Below are 22,213 nucleotides of genomic sequence, written 5' to 3'. Positions count from 1 at the left end.
GCACAATAATTAATTTTTGCTATTCTTAAGTCATTTCTGATACTAAGGCGATATTCTTCACGTGCTACCTGACTGAATTCTGGACGGCGATACAGCTCATTGATTTCATCAGTTTAAGGTTTTGTATCCGGCTTTGGCGCATTGGCCACACGGTTTTCCTCTGGTAGAGACTTTTTCCAAAAAATTTATCGAAATAGTTCACGGTGAATACTGATAGTATGTACTCATACGGAATAACAGACAAACAGCAGGACTAAAATTTCATTATCATTTAATGTGAGCACAGATGTTTTTAAATTTGAGCAGTTACAACTATTATTAATCAATATATTGGTATAAGTGATGCTGAGTTAACTGGTATGAATCCTTATGAGGTATTTATAAATGTTTTCATATGTAAGAAAAATCATTGTTTTTTACACGTTATTTATGATTATCTCAATGAGTAATGCTTCCGAAGTGCATAATATAAATCCAGAGAAGCCGGATACACATTTAAAACAAACTCATAACACCACCGAAGCTGATATATCACATATCCTTGCTGGTAATATCCAAACATTTGGGAATGTTTTATCATCACCTTCAAATCTTGCAGAACAGGCAAAATCCTATGCATTGGGTAAATTTAACAGCACTGTATTTTCCGAAGCTCAAAAATGGCTATCGCAGTATGGGACAGTGAGAATTCACTTTGGATTAGACAGGAAATGGGCTCTGAAGAATAATTCAATCGATATCTTACTGCCAATTTTTGATAACAAAACAGATTGGCTGCTTTTTTCCCAGTTGGGTTATCGTAATAAAGACAGTAGAAATACGGTTAACCTGGGTGTAGGTGGTCGCTATTTTTATCAGAATTGGATGTATGGATTAAATACTTTTTATGATCATGACATTACTGGAAAAAATCAACGTTTGGGGCTGGGTGGAGAAATTTGGGGCGACTATATCAAACTTGCCGCTAATACCTATTATCGTTTAATTGACTGGCAAGAATCACAAAACTTTCAAGATTATTATGAACGCCCCGCCAACGGTTATGATATTAATGGAGAGTTTTTCTTGCCTGTTTACCCTAATCTGGGAATGAAACTGACATATGAGCAATATTTTGGTGATAACGTAACTTTATTTAACCATGACACCAAACAGAAAAATCCCAGCTTGGCTAAATTAGGCCTGACTTATACTCCGATCCCACTATTCACCATGGGTGTGGACTATAAACAAGGGAAAAGTGGCCATACTGAAACACAGTTTTTGGCAAACTTAAATTATAAATTTGGGGTTCCCTTTAGTACTCAATTGTCACCCGTTAATATAGCTTCGATGCGGACATTAGCAGGTAGCCGTTATGATCTAGTGGAAAGAAATAACCATATTATTTTAGATCACTTAAAAAGAGAACAAGAAATGTTGATCGCGTTAGAGCCTATTGTTGGATATGGACAGCAAGATATACCCGTTAATGCACCTATACAGCCTGATGCAAATATTAAACACGTTCGCTGGATTGTGACAGATAAAGCATTTACAGATAATCATGGGAAACTCTCTTCTGATTCAGGAAAAAGCATTGTTATTACACTTCCCAGTTATCAGGAAACACATAAAAGCGATTACAAGTTGGATATATTAATCACCTATAATCAAGGAGGAACCAAAGTTATTCAGGTTCCTATAAAAGTCTTTCCTTTTTTGATCGATGGAAAAGTAAATATTATTCCACCTGAATATCCGATAACAACAGGTCATGAAGAAAATGGGTATACATTCAGCGATCCCATTATTACTTATCAGGGTTTACCCGCTGGAAAGTTTGTCAAGAATGCCAAAATTGATAAAGTAACTTGGACAACGGAACCCGCTTTAGGCGATGAATCTGGATTAAGTTTCAAATGGAATGATTTGCCGGCTAAAACGAATGAAAAAGGAGAATTAACAAATAAAGAAGGGCAGTTAATGCCCAACATTTTAGTCAGTAAAAAAATACACCAAGAGGTCGTTGTTTACATACAACTGGATGGTGCCCCACGGCAGAAAATAGGTAAGGTGGCATTTAGTGACTATAAAATAAAAGGCAACGCACTTAATGTGATGCCCGATCCTAAAAAACCACTGATTGCTGATGGTGTTCAAAAGTTCACTTATACGGCAGAGATCACGTTCAGTAACAATTTACCGGTGGGGGACGTTGATATTAATCATGTGAAGTGGAACGCGGTTGGCAAAGATTCTGCGGGAAATGAAATGAAGGATATTTTTGTCGATGGCCCAATCGGTACGGTTAAGACGAATCAAGGGAAATTAGAAGCAACATTAAGCAGCAAAATTCAATTAACTGATGTCGTGGTAACACTTTCTATTGAAAATAAGGAATCAGCCTCAGCCAAGGCGGTTTCTTTTGTGGCTGATCCGAAAAGGTTCTATGTCAACCAAATCGCAATTGATAAGCCAGGCCCGCTGATAGCCAATGGAGAAAATGCCTATACCTACACGGCCTATATCGTAGATCAGGATGGGAAGGCCGTCCCCGAAGGCCAGGAAATTTCCAGTATTCGCTGGAGCCTGGACGATAAGAATAAGGGCAATAAAAACCTTGAGTTCAAAGCCAAAGGGAATACTGCCGGAAAAGGCGGCACACTGACTGCCACACTGGGCAGTATCGACGCTGTTAAGGATGCCGTCGTTTCGCTGGCGGTGGAAGGGCAAAAAACACCCAAGGAAGCCAAGGCGGTTTCTTTTGTGGCTGATCCGAAAAGGTTCTATGTCAACCAAATCGCAATTGATAAGCCAGGCCCGCTGATAGCCAATGGAGAAAATGCCTATACCTACACGGCCTATATCGTAGATCAGGATGGGAAGGCCGTCCCCGAAGGCCAGGAAATTTCCAGTATTCGCTGGAGCCTGGACGATAAGAATAAGGGCAATAAAAACCTTGAGTTCAAAGCCAAAGGGAATACTGCCGGAAAAGGCGGCACACTGACTGCCACACTGGGCAGTATCGACGCTGTTAAGGATGCCGTCGTTTCGCTGGCGGTGGAAGGGCAAAAAACACCCAAGGAAGCCAAGGCGGTTTCTTTTGTGGCTGATCCGAAAAGGTTCTATGTCAACCAAATCGCAATTGATAAGCCAGGCCCGCTGATAGCCAATGGAGAAAATGCCTATACCTACACGGCCTATATCGTAGATCAGGATGGAAAGGCCGTCCCCGAAGGCCAGGAAATTTCCAGTATTCGCTGGAGCCTGGACGATAAGAATAAGGGCAATAAAAACCTTGAGTTCAAAGCCAAAGGGAATACTGCCGGAAAAGGTGGCACACTGACTGCCACACTGGGCAGTATCGACGCTGTTAAGGATGCCGTCGTTTCGCTGGCGGTGGAAGGGCAAAAAACACCCAAGGAAGCCAAGGCGGTTTCTTTTGTGGCTGATCCGAAAAGGTTCTATGTCAACCAAATCGCAATTGATAAGCCAGGCCCGCTGATAGCCAATGGAGAAAATGCCTATACCTACACGGCCTATATCGTAGATCAGGATGGAAAGGCCGTCCCCGAAGGCCAGGAAATTTCCAGTATTCGCTGGAGCCTGGACGATAAGAATAAGGGCAATAAAAACCTTGAGTTCAAAGCCAAAGGGAATACTGCCGGAAAAGGCGGCACACTGACTGCCACACTGGGCAGTATCGACGCTGTTAAGGATGCCGTCGTTTCGCTGGCGGTGGAAGGGCAAAAAACACCCAAGGAAGCCAAGGCGGTTTCTTTTATACCAGATATACAGGATTTAGATATAAATATCAGCATATCTCCGACAGGATCATTAATGGCTAATAATTCTGATACATATAGTTATACAGCTACAATTACTAATAAGAAAACAAATAGTAACGTATCAAATTATACGTTTGATTCAGTAGAATGGGCTGTGCCAGAAAATATAGCAGATATGACTGTAACTAAAGATTCAGACGTTACTGATACACAAGGGAATTTAGTTGCAAGGGTAAAAAGTGATGTAGGTATTGATGATTTTAGCATAACGTTGACCCTCAATAAAAAAATAAGCAAAACTAGTGATAAAAGAACTTTCAATCCTGTTCCCAAAAAAGCAGAAATATTTCTATATAATAACCAGAATTCCTCGGTTAATAGTGATAATAAAAATATAATCTTTTCTAATTCACCTGCACCTGTTAATGCCTTTAGTTCTTTAAGTGGGGTATTAAGAAATTCGAATGGGGAAAAAATCACCAAATCAAACAATCACTCAGTTATTTTTTCTTCAACCAACCCTGATATAACCTCTATTGATGCAGATACTGGTGAAATATCTTTTTATAAGCCAGGTAACGCGACATTGTCTGCGACAATAACAAACAAAAGCAGTAGCATAAAAGAATTATATATTTACACGACAAAAGTTAAAAGATATTTCGAACAAGATCCAAATAATATTGTTTTACAATGGAATGGTAGGAAAAACTGTGAAGATAGTGGCCTTGTTACACCAAACTTAAAAGCAGACATTTTTAATAATAATGACGCCACAGTGTTATCGACAGAATTTCCAGATATTAGTATATGGAATTTGCTAATAACGAGTGATGACATTAATAGTCCTACGGGTAGTCATACTACATTCTTTTTAGTTTTGGATGATTATAATGATTATCTAATCTATAACTCGTTGGATCATAGTACAAATCCGGTTAGTTTAGGAGGAGGATACCTACTTTGTGTAGTTAAGTAATGTTGATTGTTTGTTGCACTAATGAAACACATCATTAGTGCAACAAAAGCTAAATATATCTATCTTTAATACTGTAGAATCTGCCATTAATTTATATTAATCTGATCTTCTTGGTCATAAGTAAAACGAACATCTTCACTCTTATCTCTGGGGAAGGTTATTTTTATGATAGGTAGCAGTATACCGGTAGATTGATAATAATCTTTTTGATCATACTGTGCATCTTGTAATCCATCATTTTGATAAAAAAAAGCTTCTATAGGTAATTTTTCAGGAATATCTTGGTCCCAGACAGCCAAAAGTAATTCATTGTTTAATGGCAAATCAATAAGTGAGCTAACTTTAATAGCCTGCATAAATATATCTGCACTGTTATCACCAGTCACATCAAAACCACATTGAGCATTACGATCAAAATGATTAACATTTATGTAATTATTAACCCATTGTTCTGCTGTAGTAATATTTTGTTGTTGACAAGATCCACTATTAAGATACCCTGAATAAGAACCACATCCTTTATCATTTCTAGCATCGGTGCCTCCATCGATAGGAAAATAACAGAGGATTTCAGGATTAATTTTAGGGTTACCTGTATTATCAAAACTTTCAAGATAGGGAGAAAAAATATAACCATTATGATGATTAACTTCTAATTCAATGATTTTAACATCAGATCTTAGATAAGAAAATGAAACACTTCCCTTTCTTTGAGAAGTTGGGCTAGGATTCCATGAGTGATATTTATCTGACGCAACAGTTCCCCTTATTAATACTCCTGAGCATAAAAATACCGGAAGCCCATCATCCCCACAATATATTTGATTGTCAAAATACCTTTGAGTTATTTTTTGCGCAACGTCGTACCCTGTATCTGAGTTAGCATTAGCGACAGGTATAAAAAATGCCATATACAGAAATAATTTAATAATTAACTTTACTCTTCCCATAATATTCACCTATAATTTCTTTAATTATAATTAAATTTATCAGAGTTTTAAAAAGATATTGGTACATAAGCATATAGATACTAAAGAGAAACAATAACATCTATTAATCTCAATACATTTTCTTTATCATGCACCAACATCTTATTTAAGATATTATAATTCATTTAAAGTATAATGATTATTATAAAACTTGTCTTAATACCTCAGAAAAATCATACTCGACTCCTGGGTGCATGCTTCCTACCGCATAATCAACTAGTACAATTTGTCCCCGATTTTCTTCTACCCAATCAGTTGAAAGCCGTGCTCCCATTTGTTGTACATCATCAACGGGTTTATAAGGAGTTTGTATCATTGTTTTTCCAACTGCACGTATTTCCACTGATTGATCTGATGTCATATTAGGATATTCAATGATTACGTGAACAGTTCCATCACCTCGATAGAAAAGTCTGGGGGGAGGTAAATTAAGTTTTTGCCCTGCAATATCTAGAGATAAAGTTCCTGAGTATACAGAGGCATTTTGGTTTAATCCGCCAACTTTAAACCGGATTTTTGCTGTACTACCAATACTATTAATAAATTCCATCCGGGGAATATGAAATATCATCGGCATAATTTCATTTATTTCTTGTGATGGCGTTGAGTAAGGCGGTATATTATTACGACCTTGCCATAAAACTTGAACAGTTTGTCCTAAAGCCATGCCGGTATAGATTGGTACAATTACCTTTAAATTATCCAACCTATAATAATCGCTTTTTGTTAATAGTGTCCCATGATTATCTGTGGCTTCTGGAACGGCAGGAAAATAATCAGGCAAACTGGATAACACTGTTTCAATATTTACCGCTGCTATTTTAGATTGTGCCGTATTACCCGATAGTTTTGTTACAGTATAATGTCCTGTATATTCTCCATTTGTTGAAAAATCATCTATAGAAAATACAACTTCAAAGAAATTAGATGGGATAATATTAATATTAACAGAATAAGGAAATGAAGGTATAGTATTACCTTTACTGTCTGTAAAGTAACCAACAATTCTGTCGCCAGATTTTTCATCACCATAACCTGGAATTAGCATTGTTATGTATCTAGCCCCTTCAGCTTTTTGAGCATCTATATCAATCACACCTCCTGACGCTTGTGGATAAGAGGGTGGATTTAATTTATATTCATATGTCATATTTAATATGTAAATGCATCCCATTTATATGAATTTTCTCATAACTTTCAGCATTTACCCTTTTTTCAGTTATTGGAAGTATTTTATTAGCCATCTATATTTATTAAAAATGAGTGACGGCCTGATTTATAATTAAAAAGAATAATTTATATTTAAATGTTAATTAATTCCTCCTCCTGGCAGGACAGTATCTATATATCCCTTCCAATTATGACTGTATTTAACATTATCTACATCCACTTTATAATATAAAATATAAATAACAGCGCTCCCGCCGGATATCCTTGAATCAACATCTCCTGTTATAGAAATAGGGATAGGTATATGCCCTTTCGATGTTGTAGCAGGAGAAGTTGCTTTAGGTAATTGAATTGTCTTATTATAGGATATATCACCTCTATTTGATGACTTAATGAATACCTCAATCGCAACAGTATCTCCAGGATTTACTTTCTGGTTATCTGCTGAGTCAGCTTCAATTTCCACATAAAGGGTATCTCCCCCATTAAATCTATATTGATTAATTGTAGTGAAATTAATTCCATATCCTGGGTTTAAAATAAATTCTGGATTAATTCCATAGCTGGAATATATTTTAGGAAGATCAAAAACTCTATTCTTATCGGAGTCTGGTGGACCATACTGATAACCATCATACTTAAAAAGAATACCATCTGAATATCTAATATTTGAGTTTTCTCTTGCAATAATATAACTAAATTTAATCTCCTTTGATATGGGTAATATTGAGAATGGCAATTTGTAAGAATAATTATCTAAGTTTGATAAATCCGAAACTTCAATATAGTTTCCCACTACGTTATCATTAATAAGATACAAGATAAAATCTGTTGTTTTTATACCATCATAAGAAGGGATTTTTATATGAAAATTTTCTTCATTATCTAATGGCTTTAAGGCATCACCTAATAATTCTCCTATATCAGGAGCTGTCAGATGTTCTTCAAACTCAGCACCTACTAAGTCTAAAATAAATAAAGGATTTTTAGATTTACGTTCAATAGATAAACCTTCTATAGAACTATAGAAAGCTAATGCAACTGACTGACTTTGTTGAGGAAATACATAAAATTCCAAATTACCCTGAGGATCAGTGGTTAAGGTAACTTGTTGATGTTTTTCAAAATTATTAGTCTTAGTTTGTAATGGATGACCTTTAGCATCCATTAAAGCAACTTTTGATAAACTATCTAGACTATTTGCTGATATATTAACACTTAAATTTGGAATTGCTGCTCCTGAACTGTTTTTCACAGTCGTTGTTATTTTTACTTTATTAGGATTTGTTAGATCTGGTTTGTTTTCGCCAGAAGGTGTTTCGATATAAAATTTATCTGTTGTTAATGATAAAGTATCCGAATTTATATCTGAGACTTTATAACTGAAACTCTGAGGTTTATAGCCTGTATTTGATGTTTTTACCGTAAAAGATTGTGGGGTATTGGAGAATTTTTTGTCTTTATTAACTTTAATAAAAACCTCAGCAGTAGCATGTTTAGGCGTAATTTCTACTTGACTTTCCCCAATAACTGTTATCCAATCACCAGTTGGATTCAGCGTTATAGTATCTGTACTTATAAAGTCTTTCGCTCCTCCTGATAAATTAATTGTTAATTTCAAATGTTGATCAGTAATTAATGTTGGGTTTTTAGATAAGTCTGTTCCATTATCTGTTGTTACTGTTATTTTTTGATTGTTAGATGGCATTTTTTAATTTCCCTTCTTATCAACGTGGTTTTGATTTTTAAAATATCACTATCTACAACAAACTTCATAATACCCCCATCAAAATAGAATAGATGTTTACTTTATCATAACGTTACTTTTCACAGTCAATTGTATTTTTTATTTCCAATCACATTGGTTTATTTTTATTTTGATGTTATCATCCCAATGCGTAATTACCTTACCCCTAATTTTTAATTTAAAATCCTATTTGTTTATTTTTTGACAGTATCTTAGATTAAAATCATAAATGCAATATATACATTAAAAATATAATTTTCTTTTAAAATAATCATTTTATGGTATATGTACTCGCTTTTTTATTGGCGATTTATTATGATTTTTGTTTTTTGTATTATTTTTTACTGAAAAATCAGGTTATGATCCCAATTTATTGATCGTGATAAGTATTTCAAATAATATCCAATGATTTTGTCATACATTTTGACGTATTTTCAAAAAGATAGCGCTTTGCAAGTGAGTCTTGCTAAGAGCTGACGAAGGTTGAAGAGTATAATCGAGAGAATTAAATTATTTATTATGTCATAACTTGTTAATAATGCATTGTTTATTATGACCATTAACCTAACAGATATATTGTATTTATCGTTCTCTGTTAGGTTTATTTAGGTGTACTAGCCGCAACTCGAGCTAACAGTTACTCATGACTCCCGTGACTTACCGTCAGTTCAGCAATCCGCATAATTACGTTAACTGCCTGTTCCATATCTTCCAGTGAAATAAATTCATGCTTGCTATGATAATTATACCCACCTGTGAAGATATTTGGACAAGGGAGGCCACGATAAGATAACTCTGCGCCATCAGTCCCACCACGGATCGGCTGGATTATCGGCTCAATGTTACAATCCTGTATTGCTTGTTTAGCAATGGCAATAACATGGGGATATTTAAGTACTTCGCTATGCATGTTGTAATAATCATCTTCAATCGCCAGCTCAATATAGCAGTCTGGATGCAATCCTTCTCCAACATTTTCCGCAATAGCAATAAGGTTTTTTTTGCGCTTTTCAAAATTAGCCCTGTCAAAATCCCGGATAATGTAGTGCATCTCGGCACGCTCAACAGTCCCTTTCATGCTATACAAATGATAAAAACCTTCATAGCCTTCCGTCTGTTCAGGTGTTTCTTCAACAGGTAAGGCATGATGGATGCGCATGGCTAATGTCAATGCGTTAACCATGACGCCTTTGGCACTGCCCGGATGAGTCATATTACCCATAATCTTGATGACCACGGATGCGGCATTGAAATTTTCAAATTCCAATTCCCCCACTCCACCCCCATCAACGGTATAGGCCCACTCTGCACCAAAAGCTTCTACATCAAAATAGTGCGCCCCCCTGCCAATTTCTTCATCTGGCGTAAACGCAATCCGAATGTCACCATGTGGAATATTTCCCTGTTTCAAACGCACCATTGCGGTAATGATTTCAGCGATCCCAGCTTTATCATCAGCACCCAACAGTGTCTTCCCATCAGTCGTAATTAATGTTTTTCCCAATAAACTATGTAATACAGGAAACATGACTGGCGACAGCACTTCATCTCCCATCCCTAACGCAATATCACCGCCACGATAGTTTTCCACAATCTGGGGATTAACATGCTTACCAGAAAAATCCGGTGAGGTATCGAGGTGGGCAATAAAACCAATGACAGGAACAGGAGTTGCAACATTGGATGGCAATGTCGCCATAACACATCCGCGTTCATTGAGAATGACATCGGCAAAATCAAGTTGGATCAGCTCTTCGTATAATGCCTTAGCAAGATCTAACTGACCGTTACTACTGGGAATGGTTTTTGCGGATAATTTTGATTGGGTATTAAATGCAATATATTTAAAAAAACGCTCTAATAATCTATCCATCTTCTCCTCCCTAATTCAGGTAATGAATTATGAAAAAGATGGATAGCGCAGGCATTGCGTCAAATCAGCTTTTGTTTACCTTTATCTGCTGAGTTAAGGATTGAACATATTGCATAACTATTTTACTGGCGTGACCATAGTGTTTTTCATCAAACAGATTTTCGACCTGGCTAGGTTCAAGATTCAACTCAACAGTATGTGCTCCAGACAATTTAGCCTCATGTACGAAACCTGCTGCCGGATAAACATGGCCTGATGTTCCGATAGCAATAAAGATATCGGCATCAGCTAAAGCAGAATAAATCTGTTCCATCCCCAATGGCATTTCCCCAAACCACACGACATGAGGACGCAATGGGGACGGAAACTGGCAACAATGGCAACGATCTTCCATTGTTAGATCAGTTGTCCATTCAACGACTTGTCCAGATTGACAACACCGAGCTTTCAATAATTCACCATGCATATGCAAAACACGCTGACTTCCCGCACGTTCATGTAAATCATCAATATTCTGTGTCACCAATAAAAAATGGTCGCCAAGCTCATGTTCGAGTTCGGCCAGAGCATAATGTGCAGCATTAGGCTGGATATCCGGTTGCTGTAACTGCTTTCGACGTGCATTATAAAATGCCTGAACCAGATCAGGATCACGCTGAAAACCTTCCGGCGTCGCAACATCTTCAACACGATGTTCTTCCCACAGGCCATCGGAAGAGCGAAATGTTTGGATACCTGACTCAGCAGAAATTCCTGCTCCCGTCAGTACCACCACATAAGGTCTTTCTAGTTTATTTGCCAATCGGGTATCCCTGTAAAAGTTTTGTCTATGCGATCGTTGACGCCGTAATCGCCTGATTCGGTAAAATTTGCTGTGTCGATGCAGAACCCGCATGAATTATTTCCTTAATGTGTCTAAATACGTTCTTTCAGTCGATCCATCTTACCGATTCAACGCTATAGCTATACGATAGCGTGCTTAGATACGCGTTAATACTCGTATACTATTGCCCACTCAAAATTCGCGCTGGATCAAGTTTACTAGCCCGACGAGCAGGATACCAACTAGCCAACAAGCTTAATACTAATGCCGTTAACAGAACATAACACACATCCATAACATGCAATTCTGACGGCAGAAAATCGATAAAATAGATATCTCCTGAAAGGAGTTGGTGCCCAAACAGCTTTTCTAACCCTTTAATGATAGTCGTCAAATTTAATGATATAAAAACCCCAACAACACCACCAATTATGCTGCCTATCATGCCTGTCAGTAATCCATACCATAAAAAAATTGCCCTGATATGGCTATCTTTGGCTCCCAATGTACGCAGGATAGCGATGTCACTGCTTTTATCCTTCACGGCCATAATCAATGTTGAAATAATATTAAAGCAAGCAACACCAATTACCAGAACCATAGCCAGGTACATAATGCTACGTACCATCTGGATATCGTTGTACATATAACCGTAATCTTTTATCCATGTGCTGATATACACATATTTTCCTGTCGCATTACCTGCGTCCCAAACACGCTGCTCTGCGGCAAAAACATTATCTGCTTTAATGGCGATACCTGTGATTGCACTACCATAATCCAGATAGTTCTGAGCATCAGGTAAGGGAACAAGAGCCAGGCTGTGATCTAACATGCCACTCAACTGGAAAATACCCGCAACTTGTAAACGGATACGTTTAGGCTGCAAAAGTTTCAGGCTTGCATCGTTATTGGGGATCATGACAGTCACCCAATCCCCCTGTTTCACGTGCAATGAATTAGCCACACCCTGCCCTAAAATCACCTGATTTTTTCCTGCCCTGAACGTTTTCCATGCCCCATGACGCACAAACTGTGGCAGAGTACTCACATCCCTCTCGGTATCCAGATCGACCCCACGTACCTGTATAGCATGCAGTTTTTCACCACGCTCCATCAGGCCAGTAAACTCAATATAGGGAGAAGATCCTACAATACCTGGTGTCTGTCTTACCCGCTTAAGGGCAGTTTGCCAATCCTGAAAAGGCTGCTCCACAGCATAAATTTGCCCATGCGGAACAACGGAAAGTATCCGATTTTTCAGTTCCCGTTCAAAACCGTTCATGGCACTCAGACCAATAATCAGCACCGCGACACCCAGCATGATGCCCAGCGTCGAAATGACAGAGATCAGGGAAACCATGCCTGAACGACGTCGGCCACGACTAAATCGTAATGCAGTAAATAATGCAAGGGGCAGATTTACCATTACATCTCCCCCGCCGTCAGGGTTAATTCATCCTGTAAATATCCATCACGCATTTCTACCTGACGAGCCAGTTGATTTGCTAATTTCAGATCATGAGTGACAACAAGAAATGCTGTGCCTTGCTGTTGGTTCAATTCTTGTAAAAGCTGAAACACACTGTCTGCATTTCGTTGGTCAAGGTTACCCGTTGGCTCATCCGCCAATACCAATGAAGGTTCATTGACCAGTGCGCGGGCTATTGCGACACGTTGGCGTTCTCCCCCCGACAATTCAGATGGCCGATGATGCGCCCGATTTTCCAATCCAACCGCCGCCAGCATATCCAATGCTTTTGGTTGAGCACGGCGTTTCTGGCCACCAATCAGGAGTGGCATCGCAACATTTTCCAATGCCGTAAAATCAGGCAATAAATGGTGAAACTGATAAATAAAACCAATTTCTCTGTTACGTAATTCTGACCGTGCAGATGAGGACATTTGGTTGAGTGATTGCCCTTTGAAAAGGACTTCACCAGACGACGGTGAATCCAGGCCACCAAGCAAGTGCAACAACGTACTTTTACCAGAGCCAGAACTACCGACAATGGCCATAATTTCTCCCTGTTGCATGGAAAAAGTGACATTCTTAAGTACTTCTGTAGAAATTTTTCCTTCCTGATATTTTTTGCACAGTTGATGACACAGTAATAAAGGGTGATTACTCATAACGTAAAGCCTCAGCAGGTTGGGTGGCAGCCGCGCGCCAGGAAGGGTATAGCGTCGATATTAAGGAGATCAGCATGGCACTAATGGCGATCAACATGACTTGCGTAGTATCAATCGCAACCGGTAATTGCATGCCCTCAGCCAGCAAACCGATAATTGGCATGAGGTTATTTAACTGACTGGAAAGCAATATTCCTAATCCCGTTCCCAATACAGCGCCAATAATGCCTGCTCCCGCTCCCTGGATCATAAAAATAGCCATGACCTGACGGCGGGTCAGCCCTTGTGTCTGCAAGATAGCGATTTCACCCTGTTTTTCCATCACTAACAAAGAGAGAGAGGTAATAATATTAAAAGCAGCGACGGCAATGATCAGGCTCAACAATAACCCCATCATGTTTTTCTCCATACGAACTGCCTGAAAAAATTCCCCTTTGCGTTCGCGCCAATCTTTCCATATCAGCCCTTTTGGCAAGGTTTGCTGGCTCAACTCATCTACTGATAATGGCTCATTAAGAAACAAGCGCCAGCCCGTAATATTACCAACGGGATAGCGCAACAATCTGGCTGCATCCTGTTGATTGACCAAAATTTCTGTACTATCCGCTTCACTATTGGCGAAAAATGTACCCGCTACAGTGAATAAACGTTGACTGGGAATTCTGCCCATTGGTGTTAACTGGCTGGCACTCGGCACGATAATACGGATTTGATCACCACGTTTTACCCCTAATTTGGCCGCCAATTTTTCGCCCAGAATGACAAAATAACGTCCGGGTTGTAGCTGGTTGCGATCAACATTGACAAGATGTTCCGCCAATGGCGCATATTCGTCACGGTTAATACCCAACATAACACCAACCCCAACATTGTGGTGACTCTGTAGCACTACATCCCCTTGCACAATAGGAGTCATACGGCTCACGCCTTTTAACCCTGCAAGCTGACGGCTTGGGTGTTCAACGGGGTTGATAGAGCCGTTTTCCGATGTAATGACAGCCTGCGGCATAAAGCCCAAGATGCTACTTTCTAATGAACGTTCAAAACCGTTCATGACTGACAATACCGTAATCAATGCCGCCACGCCCAGCGTAATGCCAATCGCTGACAACCATGAAACAAAACGGCCAAATTTGTCGACCGCCCGCCCGCGCATATAGCGCAATCCTATAAATAATGAGACAGACTGAAACATGAAATCTGTTACGCCCCTGTTGCCAAAGCAAAGTGTTCGAGGATAATAAAGGGTAGCAATACTTTATGGAACCACCCATATCCCGGTTATGTGGTTTTTTTTACTTTCTCTCAACCTACCCGCGTATTTATTGTAAGGCTATTGGGGCAAAAATGTGTTGGGAATGGACTGAATCTTAGAGAACACATATCAAACGCTTATGTCAGTAAAATACCGTTATCAACTTCCTGAACGCCGCGGTGATATCCGCTACTTAGGCCACTTAACTGGCGCAGCCTGTGCCGTTGAGTGTGCAAACATTATTGAACGTCACGCAGGGCCAATACTGCTGGTGACAAAAGATATGCAGAATGCCCTACGATTGCGCGATGAAATTCAACAATTCACCGACGTACCAATAAATACCATGTCAGATTGGGAAACCTTGCCTTACGATAGTTTTTCTCCTCACCAAGAAATCATCTCCAACCGCTTGTCCACGCTTTATCACTTACCATTTATGACGAAAGGTGCATTAATCCTTCCCGTCAATACCTTAATGCAACGTGTCTGCCCACACGACTATCTCAAAGGACATGCTTTGGTCATGCATAAGGGGCAACGCCTTTCACGTAATAAACTGCGGGCAGAATTGGAACAAGCTGGTTATCGCAGTGTTGAACAGGTACTTGAACATGGTGAATTTGCGACACGTGGCGCCTTGTTTGATCTCTTCCCTATGGGCAGTGAATATCCCTATCGCATTGATTTTTTTGATGATGAGATAGACAGTCTACGCACTTTTGATGTAGATACCCAACGAACGTTGATCGAAGTAGAAAAAATTAATTTATTGCCAGCTCATGAATTCCCAACCGACCAAGAAGCCATTGAGCTGTTTCGCAGCCAATGGCGCGAACAGTTCGAAGTCCGTCGTGATGCTGAACATATTTATCAGCAAGTCAGCAAAAAAATGCTGCCGGCTGGTATTGAATATTGGCAACCGTTGTTCTTTGCACAGCCCTTGTCTGCCATTTTTGAATATCTGCCTGAAAATACCTTGTTGATTACCCAGAATTTGGTCAATGCAGCGGAGCGTTTCTGGCAAGATACGAAACTACGCTTTGAAAGCCGCAAAGTTGACCCCATGCGCCCGTTACTCGCGCCTGAACAGCTCTGGTTGCCTGTTAATAACCTCTTCTCAGAATTGAAAAATTGGCCTCGTATTGAAGTTGATCATGGATCCCTTCCCCAAAAAGCAAGGAATACCAATTTAGCTTATCATCCTCTGCCTGATTTATCGGTCTCTGCACAGCAAAAAGAACCATTGGATAAATTATGCCGTTTCATAGAGCAATTCAGCGGCAAGATAGTGTTTTCAGTGGAAAGTGAAGGGCGCCGCGAATCGATACAAGAGTTATTATCCCGCATCAAAGTTAAACCGAAAAACATAAACCAGCTAGCTGATGCCAATCATTCTGGCCATTATTTGATGGTTGGAGCCGCAGAGCATGGCTTTGTTGATGCAGACAACGATCTCGCTCTGATTTGTGAAAGTGACATGCTTGGCGAACGTGTCAGCCGTCGTCGTCAAGATAATCGGCGCACTATCAATACCGAGACATTGATCCGTAATCTGGCTGAATTACGGCATGGGCAACCGGTTGTTCACCTTGAACATGGCGTTGGGCGTTATCAGGGGCTAATAACGTTAGAAGCGGGTGGTATTAAGGCAGAATACCTGATCCTGACTTACGCCGGTGAAGACAAATTGTATGTGCCTGTTTCTTCTCTTCATCTTATCAGCCGCTATGCGGGTGGTGCTGAGGAGAGCGCACCTTTGCATAAATTGGGAGGCGAGGCATGGAACAAAGCACGCCAGAAAGCGGCTGAAAAGGTGCGTGATGTTGCTGCTGAATTATTAGACGTTTACGCACAACGTGCTGTTAAGCCAGGCTTTGCTTTCACGAACGATCGCGAACAATACCAACTGTTCTGCCAAAATTTTCCATTCGATACAACGCCTGATCAAGAACAGACTATCAATGCTGTACTTGATGATATGTGTAAACCTATTGCTATGGACAGGCTGGTATGTGGCGATGTCGGGTTTGGGAAAACAGAAGTCGCTATGCGTGCCGCATTCCTGTCCGTCCTCAACACTAAGCAAGTTGCAGTCCTTGTGCCAACTACCTTATTAGCACAGCAACATTATGATAATTTCCGCGACCGCTTTGCAAACTGGCCTGTGCACATTGAAGTTATGTCACGCTTTCGTAGTGCCAAAGAACAACAAAAAGTCATTGAAATGGCAGCAGAAGGCAAAGTGGATATCATTATTGGTACTCATAAACTCCTGCAAAGTGATGTGCGCTGGAAAGATCTCGGTTTGTTGATCGTTGATGAGGAGCATCGCTTCGGGGTGCGCCATAAAGAGCGTATCAAAGCCATTCGGGCAGATGTTGATGTTCTGACTCTGACCGCAACCCCGATCCCTCGCACACTCAATATGGCCATGAGTGGCATACGCGATCTCTCCATTATCGCCACGCCCCCTGCCCGTCGTCTGGCCGTGAAAACGTTTGTACGCGAATATGATAGCCTCGTGGTGCGTGAATCTATCCTGCGTGAGATTTTGCGCGGCGGGCAGGTTTACTATCTATATAACGATGTTGAGAACATTGAAAAAGCAAAAGCCCGACTGGAAGAGTTGGTTCCCGAAGCCAGAATTGTTGTGGGGCATGGGCAAATGCGTGAACGTGATTTGGAACGCGTGATGACGGATTTCCATCGCCAACGTTTTAATGTTTTGGTGTGTACCACTATTATCGAAACGGGTATCGATATTCCCAATGCCAATACCATCATCATCGAACGTGCCGATCATTTTGGTTTAGCCCAATTACACCAATTACGTGGGCGTGTCGGGCGCTCCCATCATCAAGCCTATGCTTATCTGTTGACACCCCATCCAAAAGCCATGACCAGTGATGCGCAAAAACGGCTTGAGGCTATTGCATCTCTCGAAGATTTGGGTGCTGGTTTTGCATTAGCTACCCACGATTTGGAAATTAGGGGAGCTGGCGAATTATTGGGTGAAGATCAAAGTGGGCAGATGACCAGCATCGGTTTTACTCTCTATATGGAATTATTGGAAAGCGCCGTTGATGCCCTTAAAAATGGGCGGGAGCCTTCGCTTGAAGATCTCACCAACAACCAGACTGAGATAGAATTGCGTATGCCTGTGCTATTACCTGATGACTATATCCCAGATGTCAACATACGCTTATCTTTCTATAAACGCATTGCCAGCGCACGGAATAATCTCGAATTGGATGAATTGAAAGTCGAACTTATTGACCGATTTGGTATTCTACCTGATTCCGGACGCCAACTGCTACAATCTGCTTCTATTCGCCTGATCGCCCAACAACTCGGTATCAAACGCATTGAAGCACATGAAAAAGGTGGTTTCATTGAATTTGGTAGTCGTAATAAAGTTGAACCAAATTATCTCATTGGTCTGTTGCAAACGCAGCCCAATGTTTACCGATTGGATGGCTCCTATAAATTGAAATTTATTACTGAATTAACTGAGCGGGCTACTCGTTTATCGTTTATCCAGCAATTATTAGAAAATTTCGATCTGCACAAGAGTGATGCCTAACCGAGTCACTTAAGTGATAAAAAAGCAATACCGTGATTGCTCTGTTTTGCCCAGTTCGTCAATATACAACTTTATACAAACGACAAACGAAACAGTGCAATCACCTTCAACCCTCTACTAAATAGTTAGAGAAACTTATTGTTGTGAATATGATTTTAGGATCAATTGTCCTTTCTCATTTAAAGGGATAGTGTCATCAGGTTTGTACGCTATCCTGACTTTTCCTGGTTGCTCACCAATGACATAATTAACGTCATAGGCAACGACACGTGGTTTTTTAAAACGAAACTCTATGCAGTTTTTTAATACCGAATGGATTAAAGCTGGATATTCCCTATGAATTTTCAAGTGGTTAATAATAGTCAAAATACGATATTCATATTTAATCAAATGCTTATGCGTAATATCTTTTACTGTATCAGGAATGGGAAATGCTGCAATATGGCAATAAGATTGTCGAAAAACAACTGTTGATCTGATAGGTTCCGCAGATAATACATGCGCAACGCTGGGAGGCGGGGATTCAAAATAAAACGTTGCGGATGTACCCATGATGGCAATAGTGATAATAATTATTATAGAACTAATTATATACTGTTTTATCGTTAGCTTAACCACATAGCACCTTGATATATTAATAGTTTTCCACACAATTTTATTGAAAGAATATTTCGCAACTATTTTAAGTAAGCTAAAAGTGCGCTAAGTTCATTATTGAGAAAAATCCCATTCCATTAAATCAGCAAAATCATTAAGTGCTTATCCATGTAGTCATCTATTCTTGTGAATAATTTCAGCATTGACTTTACGAAAAAAACAACCTCTATACCTATTTCATTAAGAGTTAGTACATGAATATTTATGTAATATTCACTCTATTCATATCACATGAAGATTTTTCAAAACAAAAACTACCATATAAAAATCACATACAACACAAAAAATAAAAAATATATCTCCTGACGTCATAATCCTACAGACTGAACAAATTTATGATACCAGGATAACCTACCTAAAACAGGCTTTATTATGACGATTAATTAAATTTCCTGATAAATTATTTTATAATCCATTAGGTATGGCATGCATCACTAAGTCAATTAAACGTATCTTGTATAACATATCATTATAATTACAGACTATTATTTTAAAAGGTTATTACATATAACAATAATGGATTAATTAAAATGAAACCAGAATTTTGGTTAAAATACAGTTTTATTCATTATATTAAACAATCAAGATGAATTTAGGGAAGAATAATTATGATATGTATAATAATAAATAATATAAATAAGTAAATGACTCATCTTAATAAATTACTTCAAGATGAGCCATTTTTTGACTAATTAATGTAACTTCAGGCGTGGACGAATAACGCGGTTAATCCCGCCAACCAACATCATCAAACCTGTTTTAATATATCCATGCAGAGCTACCTGATGCATACGATACAAAGAGATATAAACTATACGAGCAATACGGCCTTCAACCATCATTGAACCACGCATCAAGTTCCCCATCAGACTACCAACAGTACTGAACTTGGATAATGAAACCAATGAACCATGATCTTTGTAAACATACTCTTTCAATGGTTTATCATTCAACAATGCCAAGATATTGTCATAGCAACGACTTGCCATCTGATGAGCAGACTGGGCGCGAGGAGGAACAAAACCGCCCTCTTTTTTCGGACATGATGCACAATCCCCAATGGCAAAAATACGATCATCCAATGTCGTTTGCAAAGTCGGCTTCACAACCAACTGGTTGACGCGGTTTGTCTCCAATCCACCAATGTCCTTCATAAAGTCAGGCGCTTTAATTCCCGCAGCCCAAACCATCAAGGAAGCTTTGATCTGCTCACCCTCTTTTGTATTCAAACCATGCTCATCAGCGCTGGTTACCATTGTTTTGGTTAATACCTTAACACCCAGCTTAGTCAACTCTTGATGGGCTGCACTGGATATGCGAGTCGGCAATGCAGGCAGGATACGCTCCCCCGCCTCAACCAAAGTCACGTTAAGGGCTTCTGAATTCAGGCTTTCAAAACCATAGCTGTTAAGTTGCTTAACCGCATTGTAGAGTTCCGCAGAAAGCTCTACGCCAGTCGCACCACCACCAACAATCGCGATATTTACTTTTTCTTCTGCACAGTGATTTGCTGAATATTTTAAGAACAGGTTCAGCATTTCATTGTGGAAACGATGTGCCTGTTGTGGGTTATCAAGGAAAATACAATTTTCCTTCACACCAGCCGTACCAAAATCGTTAGATTGGCTGCCTAATGCCATGACAAGAATATCGTAAGCTAGTTCACGCTCTGGTACCAACAAATCACCAGCTTCATCACTTATCCCTGCCAGAGTAATTGTCTTCCCTTCACGATTGATAGTTGTGAGTGTACCTAGTTGGAAATTGAAATAATGGTTACTTGCATGAGCCAAATAACTCAATGCATCAACACCATCATCAAGAGACCCTGTTGCCACTTCATGCAATAGTGGTTTCCATAAATGGCTATTATTGCGATCTACCAAAGTAATTTCGGCTTTTTTCTTACGCCCTAATTTGTGTCCCAAACGCGTTGCCAGCTCTAAACCACCAGCGCCCCCACCAATGATGACAATTCTTGTCTTTGGCGTTGTCATGAATACCCCACTGAAAATACAACATAATGTTATGTAAGGCGCTAAGTTCGTTTATTTAAGTAAAAAAACCTTGATTAACGTCCTTAGATAACTTCAAGCTAAACAAATTTCATATTGAAAATATCTCCAGAATAACATGGCAGGTAAGTTGGTCATACCAAAAATAATCACAACCAAATTCTTTTGATTAATTAGACATCAATCACAAAAATTGTTCACACAAACCCTGTAACGCCTGGTTAGACTTTTGCCAACGTTCAGATTTCTGTAATTCTTCCAAACTAAGTTGTTTACCTTGATGATATAACTGCTTAACTTTAGGTGATTCAATTATCGGGAGGTTATCCAGCACACTGAGTGCGCCTTCTCGATTGTTGCACACTAAAATCATGTCACAACCGGCATCTAATGATGCTTTAGCTCGTTCAGCATAACTGCCCATCACTGCTGCGCCTTCCATCGACAAATCATCGGAAAAAATAACGCCTTTAAATCCTAATTGCTCGCGGAGTATGGATTTCAACCAATAGGGTGAACCACTTGCAGGGCGATGATCTATCTGAGGATAAATAACGTGAGCGGGCATAATTGCATCCAGCAGATTACGTTGGATAAAATCGCGGAAAATCACCATATCATGACAACTAATGGCATCCATGGGACGGTTATCCCTTGGTGTTTCTTTATGAGAATCTGCCGTCACGGCGCCATGTCCTGGAAAATGTTTCCCTGTCGATTTCATACCCGCAGAATGCATTCCTTGGATAAATTTTTCTGCCATTACCATCGCAGGCTCAAGCTCTTCGTGGAATGAACGTTCACCAATTGCTGTACATTTATGTCCCAAATCCAATACTGGCGCAAAGCTGATATCAATATCCATTGCGATCATTTCTGATGCCATTAACCAGCCAGACTCTTTGGCCAGATGTGCCCCCATAAGCATGTCATGTACACAAGCAAAAGATTGTGCCGCAGGTAAACGCGTAAATCCCTCATGAAAACGCTGAACACGTCCACCTTCCTGATCAACGGCCACCACCAGACGGTGGCGGGAAGCTACGCGAATTTGGCGAACCAGTTCACGTAATTGCTCTGTATCGTGGAAGTTGCGGGTAAATAAAATTAAACCACCCACTAATGGGTGCTGTAGAATTTCGCGCTCTTCGTTATCCAATTCATAGCCAACAACATCTAACATTACTGGCCCCATAGCATTCCTCACTTCTCTTTA

13 protein-coding genes are annotated in these 22,213 nt (G+C 39.7%); 2 read left to right on the top strand and 11 right to left on the bottom strand.

The annotated features are described in order from the left end of the window. Positions 1-384 precede the first annotated feature (384 nt). Positions 385-4,749, top strand: coding sequence for an inverse autotransporter beta domain-containing protein (locus Xish_RS14805; protein ID WP_099118488.1), 4,365 nt, complete (start codon positions 385-387; stop codon positions 4,747-4,749). A gap of 86 nt (positions 4,750-4,835) precedes the next feature. Here Xish_RS14805 and Xish_RS14800 read toward each other — a convergent pair whose 3' ends face one another. From Xish_RS14800 to lolC, 8 genes are all read right to left on the bottom strand, one after another. Next, positions 4,836-5,699 carry an N-acyl homoserine lactonase gene (locus Xish_RS14800; protein WP_099118487.1) on the bottom strand — a complete coding sequence of 288 codons (864 nt, stop codon included), beginning with the start codon at positions 5,697-5,699 and terminating at the stop codon, positions 4,836-4,838. Positions 5,700-5,880: 181 nt separating this feature from the next. Continuing rightward, a complete protein-coding gene (locus Xish_RS14795; protein ID WP_141553985.1) occupies positions 5,881-6,912 on the bottom strand; it encodes a hypothetical protein in 1,032 nt (343 codons plus the stop codon). Between the two features lie 135 nt (positions 6,913-7,047). Further along, the gene (locus Xish_RS14790; protein WP_099118485.1) at positions 7,048-8,616 is read right to left on the bottom strand and encodes a hypothetical protein; all 1,569 of its coding nucleotides are present in this window, start codon (positions 8,614-8,616) and stop codon (positions 7,048-7,050) included. A 676-nt stretch (positions 8,617-9,292) separates the two neighbouring features. Next, entirely contained in the window at positions 9,293-10,528 is a 1,236-nt protein-coding gene (gene pepT, locus Xish_RS14785; protein ID WP_099118484.1) for a peptidase T, read from the bottom strand. Between the two features lie 64 nt (positions 10,529-10,592). After that, the gene (gene cobB / locus Xish_RS14780; protein WP_099118483.1) at positions 10,593-11,423 is read right to left on the bottom strand and encodes a Sir2 family NAD+-dependent deacetylase; all 831 of its coding nucleotides are present in this window, start codon (positions 11,421-11,423) and stop codon (positions 10,593-10,595) included. 109 nt (positions 11,424-11,532) lie between these two features. Further along, positions 11,533-12,780 carry a lipoprotein-releasing ABC transporter permease subunit LolE gene (gene lolE / locus Xish_RS14775; RefSeq protein ID WP_099118482.1) on the bottom strand — a complete coding sequence of 416 codons (1,248 nt, stop codon included), beginning with the start codon at positions 12,778-12,780 and terminating at the stop codon, positions 11,533-11,535. Beyond that, positions 12,780-13,484: a lipoprotein-releasing ABC transporter ATP-binding protein LolD gene (gene lolD / locus Xish_RS14770; protein ID WP_099118481.1), complete on the bottom strand. Its 705-nt coding sequence runs from the start codon at positions 13,482-13,484 to the stop codon at positions 12,780-12,782. The genes lolE and lolD overlap by 1 nt, the downstream gene beginning before the upstream one ends. Then, the gene (lolC, locus tag Xish_RS14765) at positions 13,477-14,679 is read right to left on the bottom strand and encodes a lipoprotein-releasing ABC transporter permease subunit LolC (protein WP_099118480.1); all 1,203 of its coding nucleotides are present in this window, start codon (positions 14,677-14,679) and stop codon (positions 13,477-13,479) included. The genes lolD and lolC overlap by 8 nt, the downstream gene beginning before the upstream one ends. Positions 14,680-14,878: 199 nt before the next feature. Between lolC and mfd the strand changes: the two genes are divergently transcribed. After that, positions 14,879-18,325, top strand: coding sequence for a transcription-repair coupling factor (gene mfd / locus Xish_RS14760; RefSeq protein WP_099118479.1), 3,447 nt, complete (start codon positions 14,879-14,881; stop codon positions 18,323-18,325). A 135-nt stretch (positions 18,326-18,460) separates the two neighbouring features. Here mfd and umoD read toward each other — a convergent pair whose 3' ends face one another. The 3 genes from umoD to nagZ form a co-directional block, all read right to left on the bottom strand. After that, positions 18,461-18,943 (bottom strand): UmoD family flagellar biogenesis regulator, encoded by a 483-nt coding sequence (gene umoD / locus Xish_RS14755; RefSeq protein ID WP_099118478.1) that lies wholly within the window; start codon positions 18,941-18,943, stop codon positions 18,461-18,463. A gap of 731 nt (positions 18,944-19,674) precedes the next feature. Beyond that, positions 19,675-20,979, bottom strand: a complete 1,305-nt coding sequence (locus tag Xish_RS14750; protein WP_099118477.1) for an NAD(P)/FAD-dependent oxidoreductase — start codon at positions 20,977-20,979, stop codon at positions 19,675-19,677. A 202-nt stretch (positions 20,980-21,181) separates the two neighbouring features. Beyond that, the gene (nagZ, locus tag Xish_RS14745) at positions 21,182-22,192 is read right to left on the bottom strand and encodes a beta-N-acetylhexosaminidase (RefSeq protein WP_099118476.1); all 1,011 of its coding nucleotides are present in this window, start codon (positions 22,190-22,192) and stop codon (positions 21,182-21,184) included. Positions 22,193-22,213 lie beyond the last annotated feature (21 nt).

The sequence above is a fragment of the Xenorhabdus ishibashii genome, assembly GCF_002632755.1.
GTDB lineage: Bacteria > Pseudomonadota > Gammaproteobacteria > Enterobacterales > Enterobacteriaceae > Xenorhabdus > Xenorhabdus ishibashii.
This window is presented reverse-complemented; position numbering and strand designations above follow the sequence as displayed.